The sequence below is a fragment of the Nonomuraea solani genome, assembly GCF_900108335.1.
Lineage (GTDB): Bacteria > Actinomycetota > Actinomycetes > Streptosporangiales > Streptosporangiaceae > Nonomuraea > Nonomuraea solani.
On the sequence record NZ_FNVT01000021.1, the window covers coordinates 157,329 to 174,228 of the forward strand.

Here is a 16,900-nt window from a genome sequence, read left to right on the forward strand (position 1 = left end):
CTACCCAGGGCGCGGGCGCCTAGCCCGCCGGTGGCTCCCTCAGGACGTAGCCGACGCTGCGCAGGGTGTGGATCAGCCGCGGCTCGACGTCGTCGACCTTGCGCCGGAGGTAGGAGACGTACGACTCGACCACCCCGGCATCGCCGCCGAAGTCGTAGTTCCAGACGTGGTCGAGGATCTGCGCCTTCGACACCACGCGGCCGGCGTTGACCATGAAGTAGTGCAGCAGCTTGAACTCGGTCGGCGACAGCCGTACCTGACGGCCGCCGCGCCAGACCTCGCGCGCGTCCTCGTCCAGTTCGAGGTCGGCCACCTTCAGCCTGGTGACGGGCGCGGCCTCGCCCCGGGTGCGCCGCAGCACGGCCCGGATCCTGGCCTGCACCTCCTCCAGGCTGAACGGCTTGGTCACGTAGTCGTCACCCACCCGCAGCCCGGTGATCTTGTCCTCGGTGGCCTCGCGGGCGGTCAGGAACAGCACGGGCGCGTCGATGCGCTTGGCCACCTCGAACCCGTCCAGGTCGGGCAGCATCACGTCGAGCACCACGAGGTCGGGCGAGGCGCGTACGGCCACTTCGACGGCCTCCTCGCCGTCGGCGGCGGTCAGCACCTCGAACCCGGAGAAGCGCAGGCTGGCGGAGAGCAGATCCCTGATGCTGGGCTCGTCGTCCACCACCATGATCAGCGCCTCGGGTTTCGTCACCTACTTAGAGTGACGCAGACACCTGAGGGTTAGCTGAAGGGTCACTCCAAGGCGAGTGGGAGTTCGACCCGGAAGGTGGAGCCGTTCCCCGGCGAGCTCTCCAGGGTGACGGTGCCGCCGTGGGCCAGCACGAGGGCCCGCACGATCGCCAGGCCGAGCCCGCTGCCCCGGTCCTCGGCGGAGCGGCGGCGCGAGCGGGCGGAGTCGGCCCGGTAGAAGCGTTCGAAGACCCGCTCGACCTGCTCGGGGGTGAGTCCTGGGCCGGTGTCGACGACCTCGATGAAGAGCCGGTCCGTGCTCGCCCCGGCCCGCACGATGATCGGGGAGCCGGGCTCGGTGTGCACGATCGCGTTGGTGACGAGGTTGCTGATGACCTGGCGCAGGCGCACCTCGTCGCCGGAGACGATCAGCGCCGCGCCGCCGACCACGTCCAGCTTCACCAGCCGGTCGGGGGCGAGGATCCGGGCATCCTGTACGGCGTCCGCCGCCAGCGCCAGCATGTCCACCGGCTGCATCTGCAGCGGCCGCTGCTGGTCCACCCTGGCCAGCAGCAGCAGGTCGTCCACCAGGACGCTCATCCGGCCCGCGGCCTTCTCCACGCGCTGCATCAGCTCGGCCGGGTCGGCGCCGGGGTTCTGCCTGGCGTACTCGGCGAAGCCCCGGATCGAGGTCAGCGGCGTGCGCAGCTCGTGCGAGGCGTCGCCGACGAACTGGCGCATCCGGTCCTCGGAGCGCCGGGCCGCCGCCTCGGACTCCGACCTGGCGGTGAACGCGGCCTCGATCTGGGCCAGCATCCCGTTCAGCGACCTGGCCAGGCCGCCCACCTCGGTGCGGGGGTCGCCGTCCGGCACCCGGCGGCCCAGGTCGCCCGCCGCGATGGCCTCGGCCGTGCGCTCGATCTGGCCGAGCGGCCGCATGCTGCGCCGCACGATCGTGACGCCCACGACGGCCAGGATGAGCAGGATGCCGCCGCCGCCCAGCAGTTCGATGAGCACGAGCCGCCGGGTGATCGCGTCGACCTCCTCTAGGTCCACCGCGACCACGAGTGTGCGCCGCTGGGTCACGTTCTCCAGCACCCGCCACTCGCCGCCGCCGCTCAGGGCGGGCGCGGTGTAGTGCTCGTCGCCCGGCGAGGGGGCCAGCACGGGCTTCGGCTTCAGGTCCACGTCGCGATGGGTCAGCATCGGGACGAAGTCTCTGCCGGGCTCCCTGACCAGGGCTATCGCGTCGGACTCGATGAGGATCGGCCGGTCGGCGGTCTCCAGGTCCTTGCGCCAGTCGCTCCTGACCTTCTTGTCCATGCGCGCGCCGAGCAGCGTGAGCTGGCTGTCCACGCGGTCCAGCAGGTAGCCGTGCAGCACCGAGACGCTCACCAGCCCGATGAAGGTCATGCCGAAGCCGAGCAGGGCCAGCATCGACGCGATGAGCTTGATTCTCAGCGGCAGGCCGCGCATTAGGGACTCGGCGGCAGTCTGAGGACGTATCCGACGCCCCGGAGGGTGTGGATGAGTCGCGGGCTGCGGTTGTCGATCTTCCGGCGCAGCACGGACACGTACGACTCCACGATGCCCACCTCGCCCCGGAAGTCGTAGTCCCACACGTGGTCGAGGATCTGCGGCTTGGACAGGACGCGGCCGGCGTTCGTCATGAAGTATCGCAGGAGCTTGAACTCGGTCGGCGACAGCGCCACGGCGTTGCCCCCGCGCCACACCTCGTGGCTCTCCTCGTCCAGCTCGATGTCGGCGAACGTCAGCCGGGGCGGTGCGGCCTGCGCGTCCCCGCTCGTACGGCGCAGCACGGCGTGGATCCTCGCGACCACCTCCTCCAGGCTGAACGGCTTGGTCACGTAGTCGTCGCCGCCGATCGTGAGCCCGCGGATCTTGTCCTCGGTCTCGTCACGAGCGGTCAGGAACACCACCGGCGTGTGCAGCCCACCGCCGCGCAGCCGCCTGACGATCTCGAATCCGTCCAGGTCGGGCAGCATGACGTCGAGCACGACAAGGTCGGGGCGGTGTCGTTGCACGGCGGCGACGGCGTCGAGGCCGCTCTTGGCCGTGGTCACCTCGAAGCCCGCGAACCTGAGGCTCGCGGCGAGGAGTTCGAGGATGTTCGGATCGTCCTCGACTATCAGCAGGCGTGATTCCATCACAGTCAAGGATGCCCTCATCGGACGAGTGCTGGGACAATTCCGGCAATGTGCCGGGCAATGGCGAGACTCGACGTGGCGGCGGGAGAGGGCGCGTTGCGGACGAGGACCACCTTTCCGTGCACGTCCACCACGAAGTCGTCGACCATGCGGCCGTCTCTGGCGACGGCTTGCGCGCGGACGCCGCCTGGGGCTCGTTCGAGGTCAGCGGCGGTGAGCTCGGGAACGTAGCGCCGGGCCTCCCGGACGAAGACGCTTTTGACGAGCGATCCGTAGATTTCCTTGAAGCCGGTACGCCAGTGGGTTCTGGCCAGTCGGAGGGTGCCGGGCCAGCCAAGAATTTGCCCTACATTACGGAAATTTCGCCTTTTGTAGCCTTCGTAGGCCAGCGCCAGCACCGCGTTCGGCCCCACCAGCACCCCGCCGCCGATCTGCCGCGTCAGGTGCACGCCCAGGAACGGGTAGCGGGGGTCGGGCACCGGGTAGATCAGCCCTCGTACCAGGTCCCTGGCCGCGCCCTTGAGGGCGTAGAACTCACCCCTGAACGGGACGATCCGCACGTCACCCGGCGCCCCCACCATCCTGGACACCGCGTCGGTGCCCAGGCCGCCACAGACCACCAGGCGGTCGAAGGCGAACTTGCGCCGTCCGGCCAGCACCTCCACCCTGCCCGGCCGCTCCCTGATCGCCCTGACGGGGTGCGAGAGGCGGACGGATCCGCCCATCTCGGCCACGTCGAGCGCGAGCCGGCCCGCGACGGCGGGGAAGTCGCAGATCGCGGTGTGCGGCGAGTGGATCGCGCCGACGCCGATCGCGTGCGGCTCGATCTCGCGCAGGGCGAGCCCGTCCAGCTCGGCGATGCCGGGCACCCCGTTGGCGCGGGCCCGCTCGGCCAGCGCGCGCAGCGGCGCCCGCTCGGCGCGGGTGCTCGCCACGACCAGCTTCCCGGCCTCCTGGTACGGCAGCCCGTGCGCCGCGCAATATTCCTTGAGCAGCGCCACGCCCTCGCGGCAGAGCCGGGCCTTGAGCGAGCCCGGCGGGTAGTAGATGCCCGCGTGGACGACACCGCTGTTGTGCCCGGTCTGGTGGGCCCCGACGCGGCCCTCCTTCTCCAGCACGGTCACCTCGGCGCCCCTGACGGCGGCCAGCTCGCGCGCCACCGCCAGCCCGACGATGCCCGCGCCCACGACTCCGATCTTTTCCGTCACACGTTGATTTTCCGGCTAACCAGCCGCCCCCGCCATATCCGGGCGAATCGAACATGAGTACGATGCCCCTATGTACGTCCCACCGGAATGGCCGGCCGAGGTCCGGCCGCCCAGCGTCCCCGACTGGGAGACCTCGGCCGTGGCCTGGCTGCTCGACGCGGTGCCACCGGACTACCGGGCGTACGAGGTGCTGCGACGGCACCCGATCGCGCTGGCCAGCATGGCCAGGCACCACGTCGGCTCGGCCGTCCAGGCGGCCCGCGCGGGCTACCGGGCGGCGGCGGTGGACCTCAAGGGGCACCTGCCGCCGCACGCGATCGAGGCGGTCCTCGACACCTATCGCGAGGAGGGCCCGCGCCTGGTGCGCCTGTCGCGCTCGATCGAGGTGGTCGAGCGCGCGCTCAGGGGCGACATGATGACCTTCCGCTAGTCATCGCGTCCTGCGCGCCAGGAAGGTGATCACCCCGGTGGCCGCCACGGCCGCCGCGAGCCAGATGAACACGTCTTTGGCCGTCAGCCCGGAGGCGGCCGGGCTCGCCTCTTCCTTGGGCTCCTTGCGCTCCGCCCTGACGGGGCTCGGCGTGGGCGTGGCCGGGCGGGCGTCGCCCGGGATCGGCACCCGGTAGACCGGGCTGCGCGGCCCCTCCGTGCCCGTGAGCAGGGCCTTGCCGTCGGCCGTGTACGCGATCGACTCCGCCTGCTTCAGCTCCGGCATCGACACCTTGGCGATCGTCTCCCCCGACGGCCGGAACAGGGTGGCCGAGAAGTAGGTGCGGACGACGTACGACGAGCCGTCGGGCGCGTAGGCGGCGTCGGTGGCCATGATGGGCGCGCCCGTGACCTTGCGCAGGACGTTGACCCGGTCGGCCCGCAACTGCTTGGGCGCCGCGTAGACCGACCCGGCGAACTCCTTGGACACGACGTAGAGGCGCCCGGTCTTCGGGTTGATCATGATGCCCTCGGCGTTGCGCCCGCCGTCCGCGTAGCGGAACCGGTAGCGGGTCGCGGGCAGCGCCGCGTTCCTGAGCGTCCGGGGCTCCATCACCTTGTAGACGGAGACGTTGGGCCAGGCGCCGTCGAGATTGTCGCCGATGTCGGCGAACCACAGCACGCCCCGCCCCGTCGCCGGGTCCTTGGTGGCCGCCATCGCCTCCCAGTCGCGCGCCTGCGCCCCCTGCACCTGGAACGTGGCCCGCGTGCGCCCCTGCCCGTCCACCGCGTAGAAGGTCGGCGTGGCCGAGCTGTCGTTGTGCGTGTAGTAGACGCCTTCGTGGGTCGGCGACACGGCCAGCCCGCTCGACTCCGTGATCGCCGGATCCTTGAAGGTGAAGAACTTCTCCATCCCGTCGTCGGCCGGCGCCGCGTAGGCGGGCGCGGCGGCTAGAAGACAGCTCGCCGCCGCGACGGCGAGCACCCTGATCACGACATCCCCCACCTCGCCATCATGCCTCAGCTTCCGGGCCGTTAGGCGGCGAGGGCGACCACCCTGGCGCTGTGGCGGCGGAAGCCGGTGCCCTGCAGCACCACCAGCAGCGCGTTGGCCACCGCCATGGCCACCCACAGCCCGGTGATCCCCCAGGTCCTGGCCACGGGTACGGCGGCCACGACCAGCAGCCCGTACCCGATCGCGAAATACATCAGGCTGGACGCCGAGCGCTTGAGCGCGGTCAGCCCGATCCCCTGCACCGCCTGGGCCGCGTCGAAGGCCGAGGCCAGCAGCATCAGCGGCAGCAGCGCCAGCACCCGCTCCCGCACCGCCACGTCGTCGCTGAACAGCATCAGCAGCCGGTCCCCGAGCCCGAGCAGCAGCGCGGCGCCCACGAGCGTCCCCAGCACGGCGAGCAGCGCCGCGCTCCGGTTGGCCCGGCGCGCCCCTGCCACGTCCGTGGCGCGCGCCACCTCCGGCACCGACGCCTGCCCGATGGCGATGGAGGCCGTCATGATGAAGCCGGTCAGCGTGGTCAGCACCGCGTGGGCGGCGGTGTCGCGCGTGCTGGTGGTGCTCGCGGCGAACGTGACCACGCCCAGCACCCCGAACTTGATCAGCACGGTCCCGGCCAGCGGAATGCTCACCTTCGCCAGGTTGACGATCTCGCCGATCCTGGGCCTGGCCTGCCCGATGGGCCGCCCGAACGCCCGGCGCAGGCAGAGGCTCGACACGACCGCCGCCACCGCGATCGCGACCACCCAGGCGATCCCCACCCCGGTCAGCCCGAGCCGTGGCACCAGCGCGACGGTGAGGGCGGCGAGCACGAGCCCGAAGGCCAGGTTCGACCAGAGCACGTCGCGGCTGCGTCCCAGCGCGACCAGGATGGTGCTCGCGCCGCCGGTGGAGGCGAAGATCAGCAGGTACGCCGCCAGGAAGAACGGCAGCAGCCCCAGCTCGCGCACCACCTCGCCGGGCACCCCCGACACGCCCGCGAGCAGCGGCACGCAGAGCACGGCCACCGCCCCCAGCGCGCCCGTGGCGAGGCTGAGCCAGCGCGCGTCCCGGACGATCGGCACGGCCACCCCCGGGTCCTCGCGGTGCGGGGCGACGAAGGGCCCGAGCCCGCGCAGCGCGCCCTGCACGGCGGCGGTCGCGGGGGTGAGAACGGCGGTCATGACCGCGAACGCCGCCAGCGTGACCGTGTCATGCTTGCCGAGCACCGAGGTGACCACCAGCGAGCCGATCATGCCCATGACCATGGCCAGGAAGAGCGGCACGGCGGCGCGGAGCAGGACGATCACGCTTCACCCAAGATCATGAAAATTCAGTCTATGGCCTGGAGTGCACTCCAGGTCTTTAGGGTTGGGTCATGGACTATGTCAACCTCGGACGCACCGGTCTCCTGGTGAGCCCGCTCTGTCTCGGCACCATGAACTTCGGTCCGCGCACGACGGAGGATGACTCCTTCGCCATCATGGACCGGGCTCATGAGCTGGGGCTCAACTTCTTCGACTCCGCCAACGTCTACGGCGGGAAGAAGGGCGAGGGCATCACGGAGACCATCCTCGGCAAGTGGTTCGCCCAGGGCGGCGGCCGCCGGGAGAAGACGGTCATCGCGACCAAGGTCTACGGCGACATGGGCGACTGGCCGAACGAGCGCGGCCTGTCCGCGCTCAACATCCGCCGGGCCTGCGACGCCTCGCTGAAGCGCATGCAGACCGACTACATCGACATCTACCAGGCCCACCACGTCGACAGGAACACCCCCTTCGAGGAGTTCTGGGAGGCCATGGAGGTCCTGCGGCAGCAGGGCAAGATCCTCTACGTGGGTTCCTCCAACTTCGCGGGCTGGCACATCGCCAAGGCCCAGGAGGTCGCCAACCGGCGCAACTTCACCGGGCTCGTCAGCGAGCAGTCCCACTACAACCTGCTCACGCGCGCGCCCGAGCTGGAGGTGCTGCCCGCGTGCGAGGACTACGGCCTCGGCGTGATCCCGTGGAGCCCGCTGGCCGGCGGCCTGCTGGGCGGCGTGCTACGCAAGCTGGACAAGGGCCGCTCGGGCGCCGACCACATGGTCAAGCAGCTCGAGAAGCACCGCGACGCGATCGAGCAGTACGAGAAGTTCTGTGACGAGCTGAACGAGGAGCCGGCCAACGTGGCGCTGGCCTGGCTGCTCAAGCAGCGGGCGGTCGCCGCGCCGATCATCGGCCCGCGCACCATGGAGCAGCTCGAAGGCAGCCTGCGCGCCGTGGAGATCGAGCTGGACGAGGCCGCCCTGGCCCGTCTCGACGAGATCTTCCCCGGTCACCGCACCGCGCCGGAGGACTACGCCTGGTAACGAGGCGTCAGGTCAGCAGGGCGCCGACGATCACGATCAGCAGCAGCAGGCCGAGCACGACGGGCAGCAGCCAGGAGCGAGGACGATCCACGTCCTGGAGCCTAGCTCCGCTCGGCGGGTGCGAGTGCCCATTCGGCGAGTGACTCGTACCTCACCTGAGGCCCGGTGTGGCTGCGGACGAGACGGACGGACTCCGCCCGCCACGGCGAGCCGCTGAACCCGGTCAGCGACTCGACCAGGGGGCGGAGGTCCGTCTCCGTCTTGGCCCTGGCCAGCGTGAGGTGCGGGTGGAAACGTTTCTCGTCCGGGTGCGGGGCTCCGGCCCGCCGGGCGCCCGCCTTGACGGAGTCGGACAGCCTGACCATGGAGTCGCCGGTGACGCCCGCCCAGAAGACGCGGGCCCGGCGTACGGAGGAGAAGGCCCCGAACCCGTCGAAGGCCAGGTCCAGGGCGGAGTGGCGGTGCACGGCGCGGGCCAGGCGCTCCTCCACCTCGGGCAGCAGGTGATCGGGCACCTCGCCGAAGAACCCGAGCGTGATGTGCCACGTGGCCCGGTCAGGCCAGCGCAGCCCCGGCACCTGCCCCACGTGCGGCGCGATCGCGTCCGAGATCTCGTCCAGCACCGTGTCGGGCGGCACCAGAGCCGCAAAAAGCCTCATGCCATCAGATTCTCACCGACTGACGGCACCGTTCACGCCAGCGCTCATGCCATCGCTCTGGTCGGCGCTCATGCCATTGCTCTTGTCTGCGCTCAGGCCATCGCCAGCACCGGCCGGCTCACCCGTGAGCTGATCAGGCGCGTCATGAGCACCGCCAGCCCGGTGCCGACCAGGACCAGCACGCCGGACAGGACCACGCCCATCCGGGGCCCGCCCAGCTCGGACAGCCACCCGATCAGCGGCGCGCCCAGCGGGGCGCCGCCGGTGAACACCAGCATGTAGATCCCCATGACCCGCCCCCGCATCTCCTGCGAGGTCGCGAGCTGAACGCTCGCGTTGGCGGCCGTGTTGATCGTGATCAGCGCGATCCCGGTCGGGATCAGCAGCAGCAGGTACGCGGGATAGAACGGCGCCAGCCCGGTCGCGATCTGGAACACCCCGAACCCGATCGCCCCAGCGAACAGCACCTTCTTCGACAGCCGCGCCCGCCGCGCGGCCAGCAGCGCCCCGCCGAGCGCCCCCACCGCGAACATGCTGGAGGCCAGGCCGAACGAGGACGCCCCCGCCTTGAACACCTCGCGCGCCATCAGCGCGATCGACATCGAGAACGACTGCGAGAACATCGACACGAACCCGATCAGCAGCACCGGCATGAGCAGCTCTTCACGCTGCACCACGTACCGGAGCCCTTCGCGGAGCTGCCCCTTGGCCCTGGGCACGCGCTCGGAGACGTTCAGCTCGGACTTCCGCATGAAGACCAGGCTGGAGATCACGCCGCCGAAGGTCAGCGCGTTGATCAGGAAGAGCGGCCCGGTTCCGGCGAACACGTAGATCAGCACGCCGGCCAGCGCCGGGCCGACCACGCGGGCCAGGTTGAAGATGGAGCTGTTGAGCGCGATCGCGTTGGGCAGGTCCTGGCGGCCGACCATCTCGACCACGAACGCCTGCCGCGTCGGCACCTCCACGCAAGAGATCATGCCGAGCGTGAACGCCATCACGTACACATGCCAGACCTGGGCGGAGCCCGTCATCGTGAGCACGCCGATGGTGAGGGCCAGCCCGGCCATCAACGTCTGCGCGGCGATGAGGATGGGCCGCTTGGGATAGCGGTCGGCGAGCACGCCGCCGAACATCCCGAACAGCAGCATCGGCAGGAACTGCAGCGCGGTCGCCATTCCGAGCGCCGCCGCGCTGCCGTTGGTCAGGTCGAGGATCAACCAGTCCTGGGCGGTGCGCTGCAGCCAGGTGCCGACGTTGGAGACGGTGCCCCCGGCTGCGAACATGCGATAGTTGTGAATCCTGAGTGACCGGAACATCCCGGTCCTGGGTTCCTCAGGCTCTAGATCTTGCTGAGCTTCTCCAGGATCGGCGCCGCCTGCCGCAGGATCGACCGCTCCTCGGGCGAGAGTTCCTTCACCCGCTGGGTCAGCCACGCCTCCTTGCGGCGGCGTTCCTCCTTCAGCAACTTCTGGGCGGCCTCGGTCACGGTCACGGTCACCTGGCGCCGGTCGGTCGGATGCGGGGTACGGGCGAGCAGGCCGCGTTCCTCGAGTGCGGCGATCACGCGCGTCATCGAGGGCGGTTGCACCTTCTCGAGCTCGGCCAATTCGCCGGGGGTTATCCCGGAATGCCGTTCCACGGCGGCGAGCGTCGCGAACTGGGTGGGCGTCAGCGGGTGAGCCGCCGCCTGTCGTCGGAGGCGCCTGGTCAGCCTTGCCAAGGAAACGCGCAGGGCTGAAGCCAGGCCTGCGTCGCTGCGCAGGTCCATCTTGGGCTGGGTTTTGGTTAGCACGTGTCATTACCTTTGCTAACTATACGGCATGGCAAGATATTTCCCTAAATAACGGTCGTTTCACGCGTTGTACCCCCTTGATACCCCGAAGCCGCCCCGCGTGCGCAGGGCGGCTCCGACCTGCTCGCTCAGACGCCGAGCAGCGCCCTGATCGGGCCGATCGCGAAGTAGATCGCGAACAGGATGGCCACGCCCCACAGCAGCGGATGGATCTCGCGGGTCTTGCCGCTGACCACCTTGATCAGCACGTAGCTGATGAACCCTGCGCCGATGCCGTTCGAGATCGAGTACGTGAACGGCATGATCACGATGGTGAAGAACGCCGGGATGGCGATCTCGAAGTCGTTCCAGTCGATGTCCCGGATCGCGGTCATCATCATGAAGCCCACCAGGACCAGCGCGGGAGCGGCGGCCTCGTACGGCACGACCGTGACGAGCGGCGCGAAGAAGATGGCCACCAGGAACAGCAACCCCGTCACCACGCTGGCCAGGCCCGTGCGAGCACCCTCGCCGACGCCCGCCGCCGACTCGATGTAGGTGGTGTTCGAGGACACCGAGCCCGCGCCACCGGCCGCCGCGCCGATCGAGTCGACGAGCAGGATCTGCTTGGTACGCGGCAGCGTCCCGTCCTCCTGCACCAGGTCCGCCTGGCGGCCGACGCCCACGATCGTGCCCATGGTGTCGAAGAAGTCCGTGATCAGCAGGGTGAACACGAGCAGCGCGGCCAGCAGCACGTCCACGCGGATGAAGGCGCCGAACGGGTTGAACTCGTTGAAGAGCACCAGCGGGTTGTGGAAGCCGAAGATCTGCTCGGGTACGGCGGGCAGGTTCAGCATCCAGCCCCCGGGGTTCTGGGGCGTGAAGTTGCCCGCCTTGGCGAGCAGTTCGACGATGACCGCCAGGACCGTGGTCCCGACGATGCCGATGAGGATGGCGCCCCGGACCTTCCGCGCCACCATCGTGGCCGTCGCGAGCAGCCCGATGATGAACACGAAGATCGGCCACGAGGTCAGGCCGCCGCCGATGCCCATCTCCAGGGGCGTTCCTGCGCCCTTGCGCACGAAGCCCGCGTCCGCGAATCCGATCAACGTGATGAACAGCCCGATGCCCACACTGATGGCGGTCTTGAGCTGGGCCGGGATGGCGTGGAAGACCGCCGTCCTGAGCCCCGTCAGCACCAGGACGGCGATGATGACGCCTTCGAGGAAGACCAGGCCCATGGCCTCCTCCCAGGTCATCACCGTGGCGATCTGGAAGGTGACGAAGGCGTTCAGGCCGAGCCCGGCCGCCATCGCGAAGGGCACCTTGCCGACGACCCCCATGAGGATCGTCAGCACGCCCGCCGCAAAGGCCGTACCGGCCGCGACGAGCGCCACGTTGGGCGTCGTGCCGTCGCCGATGAACTGGCCCTGGACGTCCTTGCCGTTGGCGATGATCAACGGGTTCAGGACCACGATGTACGCCATGGTGAAGAACGTGGCCAGGCCGCCGCGTACCTCACGGGAGAAAGTCGAACCTCGTGCGGAGATGGCGAAGAAACGATCTATCGCGCTACGTGTGTTACTCACGACGCGAAGGGTGACAGTCGTCATGAGCTGCGAAAAGAGGCGGTGATGAGATCGAGACCCGATTGGAAGCTAGGCTGGACAACGTGAAGCAGGAGTGGCATCCCGACCCGGAGCCGATCAAGACCAACGACACCGTCGCCATCGCCGCCGGCACGGGTGTGTGGGCCGTCGCGCTGATCGCCCTGTTGATCTTCCGGCCCGCCCCCGAGAACACGTGGTGGATCTGGACCTGCATGACCGGGGTCGGCTTCGGCCTCTTCGGCATCTGGCTCGTCCGGCGGCCCAAGCGCCGCTGACAGGAGTCCCCCGCCGGAGCTGACATTCGTCATCTCCGGCGATTCGCCGAAGTCACCCAGAAGTGGTGTTTGCACCCACTACATCGGCATACGCCCCCGAACCATGCTTGTACGCATGAAGAAGCCCATAGTGACATTCCTCCTTGGGGCGGTCGTCCTCACCGCCTGTGGCACCACCGGCGAGCCGGCGGCCAGGAGCACGGCCACCCCGGCGAAGAGCACTGCGGCACCGGCCACCGGGACGATCGCCTGGAGTCCCTGCACCGACCTGATCACCCCCGACGGCAAGCCGGCCACCCCCGGCGCCAACGTCGAGTGCGGCAGGATCCCGGTCCCCCTGGACTACGCGGAGCCCGGCGGCGAGAAGATCGACCTCGCGCTCATCCGCGTCAAGGCGAGCGGCGACCGCCTCGGTTCGCTGGTCTTCAACTTCGGCGGCCCCGGCGCGTCGGGCGTGGACACGCTCGCCCTGGCCGCCACCGCGTTCGGCAAGCTAGGCAGCCGCTACGACCTGGTCAGCTTCGACCCGCGCGGCGTCGACCGCAGCTCCGGCGTCAAATGCGGAGACGACCTCGACAAGCTCCTGGCCGCCGGCGCGGACGATGACGCTGACAAGCTGGCCAAGGAGTTCGCGGCGGCCTGCGAGAAGGACTCGGGCAAGATCCTGCCGCACGTCGGCACCGTGAACGCGGCCAAGGACCTCGACGTCCTGCGGGCCGCGCTCGGCGATGAGCGGCTCAACTACTTCGGCCTCTCCTACGGCACCCACCTCGGCGCCGTCTACGCCACCCACTTCCCGAAGAAGGTCGGCCGCTTCGTCCTGGACAGCGCCTTCGACCCCACGGTGACGTTCGAGGAGCGGGCGGTGATCCAGGCGACCGGCTTCGACCAGGCGTTCGAGGCGTTCGCCAAGGACTGCGTGGCGCAGAGCTGCGAACTGGGCGACAGCCCGGCCGCCGCCGAGAAGAGCGTCGAACAGCTCCTGAACGGCCTCAAGACCAAGCCGCTCAAGGTGGGGGACCGCGAGCTCACGTACGGCCTGGCGCAGCTCGCCGTCATCACTCCCCTGTACGCCAAGCAGACGTGGCCCATGCTCGAACAGGCGGCCGCCGCCGCCATCAAAGGCAACGGCGCCACGCTGCTGTCCCTGGCGGACGCGTACACCGGGCGCAGGGCGGACGGGACCTACTCGACGATGATGACGAGCCTGGCCGCGATCAACTGCGCCGACAACGCCGAACGCCCCACCACCGCCGAAGCCGCCAAGATGAACGACAAGGTGAAGAAGATCTTCCCCATCCTGTCGGTCGAGGGCGTCAGCGGCTCCTGCGCCCACTGGCCGGTCCAGGGCGACGACGCGGCCAAGCGCATCGACGCCACCGGCTCGGCCCCGATCGTCGTCGTCGGCGGCAAGGGCGACCCCGCCACGCCGTACCGGTGGGCGACGACCCTCACCGAGCAGCTCAAGACGGGCGTCCTGGTCACCTATGAGGGCGAGGGACACGGCGCCTACCTGACCGGCAACGCCTGCGTCATGCGAACGGTGGACGCGTACGTGCTGGAGGGCAAGGTCCCGGCCGCGAACACCACCTGCGCCGCCTGACAGGGGCTCACCCGGAGTCGTGGTCCGGCAACCGGACCACGACATCCGTCACGACAGATCGGCCTCGGCCAGGAGCAGCGGGACCGCGCCGGGGTCACGGAGCAGCGCGGCCACCGCGAGGCGGTCGTTCCACTGCCCGGTCGCCCAGGCCAGCCCGCGAGCCAGCCCATCGACCCCGGTGCAGTGCACGGCCCCCTCGAAGTAGCGCCAGGCGCACTCCACCCCGTCGACCAGCAGCTTCTCGTGCTCCACATACGTCCGCGGCACCGTGGGCAGCAGGGACCGCACCTCGGCGGGCACGTCGCGCACGGTTCCCTCGGACGTGACCTCTCCCGAGGTCAGCTCCCCGGCGAGCGGCAGGTCGAGCAGCTCGGACAGCGCCTCGGCCAGATCGTACGAGGCCAGCACCAGCGGCCGCTCCGTGACGAGCTGCAGCAGGTCGGGAGCCTCCACCACCACGGCGTCGTCCGCCGAAGCCACCACGATCGTCCCGCCGAGCACCGCCCGCACCCGGGACGGCGGCGCCACCCGCGACGGGTCCACGGCCGCCAGGGCGATCCACAGGGCGCGCAACTGGGCCCGGTCCACCTCGATCGACTCGTCGGCCATCAGGTCGAGGAGCTCCTCGGGCCCGCCATGGGAGGCCAGCAGGTCGGCCAGCGTCGTGCGGACGCCGAGCATGGACAGGGCCGCCTCGTCGAGCCCGGCGGGGGCGTCGGCGTAGAGGCCCTGCAGCAGCGGGTCGGCCCCGAGGAGCCGCAGCTCCAGCGGCTTGCGCCCGCCCAGCACCGCGTGATTGGCCAGCCACCACGCCGTGTAGGACGGCACCTCCACGCCGTCGACCCGCAGCGGATGCAGGGCGGCCCGCAGCGGCGGCGTGGTGAGCAGCGCCAGCGCGGCCGGCCAGTCGGCCACCAGCTCCAGGTCGCGCACGGCCAGAAACTCGGGCACCAGCGGCGGCACGTCGAGGTCGGGCAGCAGGTCGAGGATGTGGTCGAGCCAGTCGGTCTCGCCGTCGAGGTCGTGGTCGCAGTCGTCGGGGTCGAGTAGCACGTCGGACTCGTGCACCACGCCGAATCCGTCGAGCACCCCCGCCGCCGCCAGCACGCGGGAGCCGTACGTCTCCTCCAGCTCGGACGCGGCCACCCCCAGATGGGTGCCGGACTCCAGCAGCTTCGCCAGCGCCCCGCCGGCCAGCATCAGCTCGCCGGCCGGATAGAGCTCGCCATCGGTGCCGCGCAGCGCCAGCTCGGCCAGCCACGGCGCCTCACCGGGCGCCAGCCCCGACGCCCCCACCAGGGACAGCACGGCCCGCGACACCGGCTCGGGATCGGCGCTGTCGAGCGACTCCGCGACCGCGGCCTTGGTCAGCGGGTCTTCCAGGATCGTCCTGGGCGTGGCCTCGGCGGCGCCCAGGCGCAGCAGCGCCGGGTGGGCCGCCTCGGGGTGCACGATGCGCAGCCCGAGCGGCGTCAGGTCGAGGTCGGCGCCCCCGTCGGTCAGGATGAGCGTGCCGCGCGGCCCGCGCACCACCCGGCCGTCGGTCAGCGGCACCGGCAGGGCGCCCAGCGACTCGGGGTCGTCGGCGGGCAGCACCGTGTAGAGCGAACGCCACCACGACGGCTCCCGCGTGTCCGTGGCCTCACCCGACAGCAGATCGACGATGTCGGCCAGCTCCACCCGGCGCACGCCGAGCGAGACCATGGCGGGGTGGCGAGCCGGCCAGCCCGCCGGCAGCAGCCCCGGCACGAAGCCCGCGACCGCCTCAAGCAACTCAGCCGAACCACCCGCCACCACGGCCGCATCCCGCCCAGCGACCACCCAGCCGGCCGCTCCGGACCCTTCGCCCTCGGGCCCGCCACCGGCCGAATCCCGGCCCGCGGCCGCCGAATGCTCACCCCGCCCCCACTCGGCATCGGGCTCATAGACCTTCGCATCGGCGAACGACGGCGTCTGTACGACCGGAGCGGGCGCCGACAGCGCCGGCAGCAGGGGCGTGCTCGGCAGGCGCTCCAGGATGGCCCGGCGCACACGGGCGTCGAGCTCGCCCTTCCCCATCAGCGAGGGCACGAGATCGAGCAGCTTGGAGGTGCGCGGCAGCTCGCGCAGCAGCCGGACATAGGCGTCGGCCGCCCGCTCCACCAGGAAGTCGGCCAGCGGACCCTTGGCGACGTGCCGCCGGTCGGTGGCCATCGGGAGCGACGCGATCAGCAGCGCGGGCAGGTCGATGGGCTCGTCGCTGGGCGTGGGCGCGTGCACCACGGGCGGCACGGTGGCCGGCAGCGGCCCGGGCTCGCCGGTGCCGGTGACGGGCACCGCCCAGCGCAGCGACCAGTAGGGCCGCGCGCGCTCCTCGGTGGGGCGGTCGGCGAAGAGCCTGCCCACCTCCTCGGGGGTGAACTCGCCGGACTCCGACACCACGTGCCAGCCGTCGGCCGGCACCTTGCGGATCTCGCCGTCGAGCTCGATCTCGATGACCTCGAGCGCGGGCAGGCCGATCAGCAGCGCGGGGCTGGTCTCGGCCAGCATCCGCCGCACGGCCTCGGCGCACGCCTGGTCGCGCAGCGGAAGGCGGACGAGCGTGTCGAAACCTTCGGGGATGTCGATGAGCGGCGGCTCGTCGAACGGCAGCCGCAGCAGCGGCACGTGCCCTGAGCGGTCGGCCAGCTCGCTCGCCAGCGCCGGGATCTCGGCGACAAGGGCCGCGGTCTCCGTACGGGACCAGCGCACGGCCCCGGCTCCCCGCGAGCCGATCGAGGGCGCGTCGCACACCGACACCACCGCCGCGAACCCGACACCGAACCGGCCCGCAGCGCCGGCCTCGGCCCGCTTGCCGGAGGCGCGCAGGGTGGACAGGCTCTCCACGCCGGTGGCGTCGAGCGGGGCGCCGGTGTTGGCGGCCGTCAGCACGTCGCCGCGCAACGTCAGCCGCAACACCCCGGGCACGCCCGCCCGCAACGCCGCGTCGGCGGCGTTCTGGGCCAGCTCGACGATCAGGCGATCGCGGTAACCGCCGAGCGCGAAGTCCTCTTCCGCGTTGGCGTCTTCGCGGAACCGGGCGGGCGAGGCCGTCCACGCCGAGAGAACGGCTGCTCGCATCCGGTCAGTGCCGTAGGTGTCGCTCATCGATCACGATCCTGGTTGAGGGTAGGGGGCCACCG

Annotated in this window: 15 protein-coding genes; 4 read left to right on the forward strand and 11 right to left on the reverse strand. The window is 70.6% G+C overall.

Translation table 11 applies throughout. The annotated features are described in order from the left end of the window. Positions 1–19: 19 nt before the first annotated feature. The 4 genes from C4V41_RS48125 to lhgO form a co-directional block, all read right to left on the reverse strand. Positions 20–676 (reverse strand): response regulator transcription factor, encoded by a 657-nt coding sequence (locus tag C4V41_RS48125; RefSeq protein WP_103962830.1) that lies wholly within the window; start codon positions 674–676, stop codon positions 20–22. Positions 677–741: 65 nt separating this feature from the next. Then, positions 742–2,154 carry a sensor histidine kinase gene (locus C4V41_RS48130; RefSeq protein WP_103962766.1) on the reverse strand — a complete coding sequence of 471 codons (1,413 nt, stop codon included), beginning with the start codon at positions 2,152–2,154 and terminating at the stop codon, positions 742–744. Beyond that, entirely contained in the window at positions 2,154–2,846 is a 693-nt protein-coding gene (locus C4V41_RS48135; RefSeq protein ID WP_103962767.1) for a response regulator transcription factor, read from the reverse strand. The genes C4V41_RS48130 and C4V41_RS48135 overlap by 1 nt, the downstream gene beginning before the upstream one ends. Before the next feature lie 17 nt (positions 2,847–2,863). Next, complete coding sequence (gene lhgO, locus C4V41_RS48140) at positions 2,864–4,054, reverse strand: L-2-hydroxyglutarate oxidase (protein ID WP_103962768.1); 1,191 nt, start codon at positions 4,052–4,054, stop codon at positions 2,864–2,866. A 70-nt stretch (positions 4,055–4,124) separates the two neighbouring features. On the opposite strand from lhgO, the gene C4V41_RS48145 reads away from it, so the two are divergent. Beyond that, positions 4,125–4,484 carry a hypothetical protein gene (locus tag C4V41_RS48145; RefSeq protein ID WP_103962769.1) on the forward strand — a complete coding sequence of 120 codons (360 nt, stop codon included), beginning with the start codon at positions 4,125–4,127 and terminating at the stop codon, positions 4,482–4,484. Here C4V41_RS48145 and C4V41_RS48150 read toward each other — a convergent pair whose 3' ends face one another. Both C4V41_RS48150 and C4V41_RS48155 read right to left on the reverse strand, forming a co-directional pair. Further along, positions 4,485–5,489 carry a hypothetical protein gene (locus tag C4V41_RS48150; protein WP_103962770.1) on the reverse strand — a complete coding sequence of 335 codons (1,005 nt, stop codon included), beginning with the start codon at positions 5,487–5,489 and terminating at the stop codon, positions 4,485–4,487. 29 nt (positions 5,490–5,518) lie between these two features. Then, on the reverse strand, positions 5,519–6,784 hold the full coding sequence (locus C4V41_RS48155) for a polysaccharide biosynthesis C-terminal domain-containing protein (RefSeq protein ID WP_103962771.1): 1,266 nt from the start codon (positions 6,782–6,784) through the stop codon (positions 5,519–5,521). A gap of 68 nt (positions 6,785–6,852) precedes the next feature. Between C4V41_RS48155 and C4V41_RS48160 the strand changes: the two genes are divergently transcribed. After that, a complete protein-coding gene (locus C4V41_RS48160) occupies positions 6,853–7,821 on the forward strand; it encodes an aldo/keto reductase (RefSeq protein WP_103962772.1) in 969 nt (322 codons plus the stop codon). Positions 7,822–7,922: 101 nt separating this feature from the next. Here the strand turns inward: C4V41_RS48160 and thpR are convergent, their stop codons facing one another. The 4 genes from thpR to C4V41_RS48180 form a co-directional block, all read right to left on the reverse strand. Continuing rightward, entirely contained in the window at positions 7,923–8,480 is a 558-nt protein-coding gene (gene thpR, locus C4V41_RS48165; protein WP_103962773.1) for an RNA 2',3'-cyclic phosphodiesterase, read from the reverse strand. A gap of 92 nt (positions 8,481–8,572) precedes the next feature. Continuing rightward, positions 8,573–9,796, reverse strand: a complete 1,224-nt coding sequence (locus C4V41_RS48170; protein ID WP_103962774.1) for an MFS transporter — start codon at positions 9,794–9,796, stop codon at positions 8,573–8,575. Positions 9,797–9,819: 23 nt separating this feature from the next. Beyond that, positions 9,820–10,248, reverse strand: a complete 429-nt coding sequence (locus C4V41_RS48175) for a MarR family winged helix-turn-helix transcriptional regulator (protein ID WP_103962775.1) — start codon at positions 10,246–10,248, stop codon at positions 9,820–9,822. A gap of 152 nt (positions 10,249–10,400) precedes the next feature. Further along, positions 10,401–11,864 (reverse strand): NCS2 family permease, encoded by a 1,464-nt coding sequence (locus C4V41_RS48180; RefSeq protein ID WP_103962776.1) that lies wholly within the window; start codon positions 11,862–11,864, stop codon positions 10,401–10,403. Between the two features lie 59 nt (positions 11,865–11,923). Between C4V41_RS48180 and C4V41_RS48185 the strand changes: the two genes are divergently transcribed. Together C4V41_RS48185 and C4V41_RS48190 are read left to right on the forward strand one after the other, a co-directional pair. Then, on the forward strand, positions 11,924–12,136 hold the full coding sequence (locus tag C4V41_RS48185) for a DUF2530 domain-containing protein (RefSeq protein ID WP_200824748.1): 213 nt from the start codon (positions 11,924–11,926) through the stop codon (positions 12,134–12,136). 115 nt (positions 12,137–12,251) lie between these two features. Further along, positions 12,252–13,739 (forward strand): alpha/beta hydrolase, encoded by a 1,488-nt coding sequence (locus tag C4V41_RS48190; RefSeq protein WP_200824749.1) that lies wholly within the window; start codon positions 12,252–12,254, stop codon positions 13,737–13,739. A gap of 48 nt (positions 13,740–13,787) precedes the next feature. On the opposite strand, the gene C4V41_RS48195 is transcribed toward C4V41_RS48190, so the two are convergent. Further along, entirely contained in the window at positions 13,788–16,865 is a 3,078-nt protein-coding gene (locus C4V41_RS48195) for a sacsin N-terminal ATP-binding-like domain-containing protein (RefSeq protein ID WP_103962778.1), read from the reverse strand. Positions 16,866–16,900: the final 35 nt, after the last annotated feature.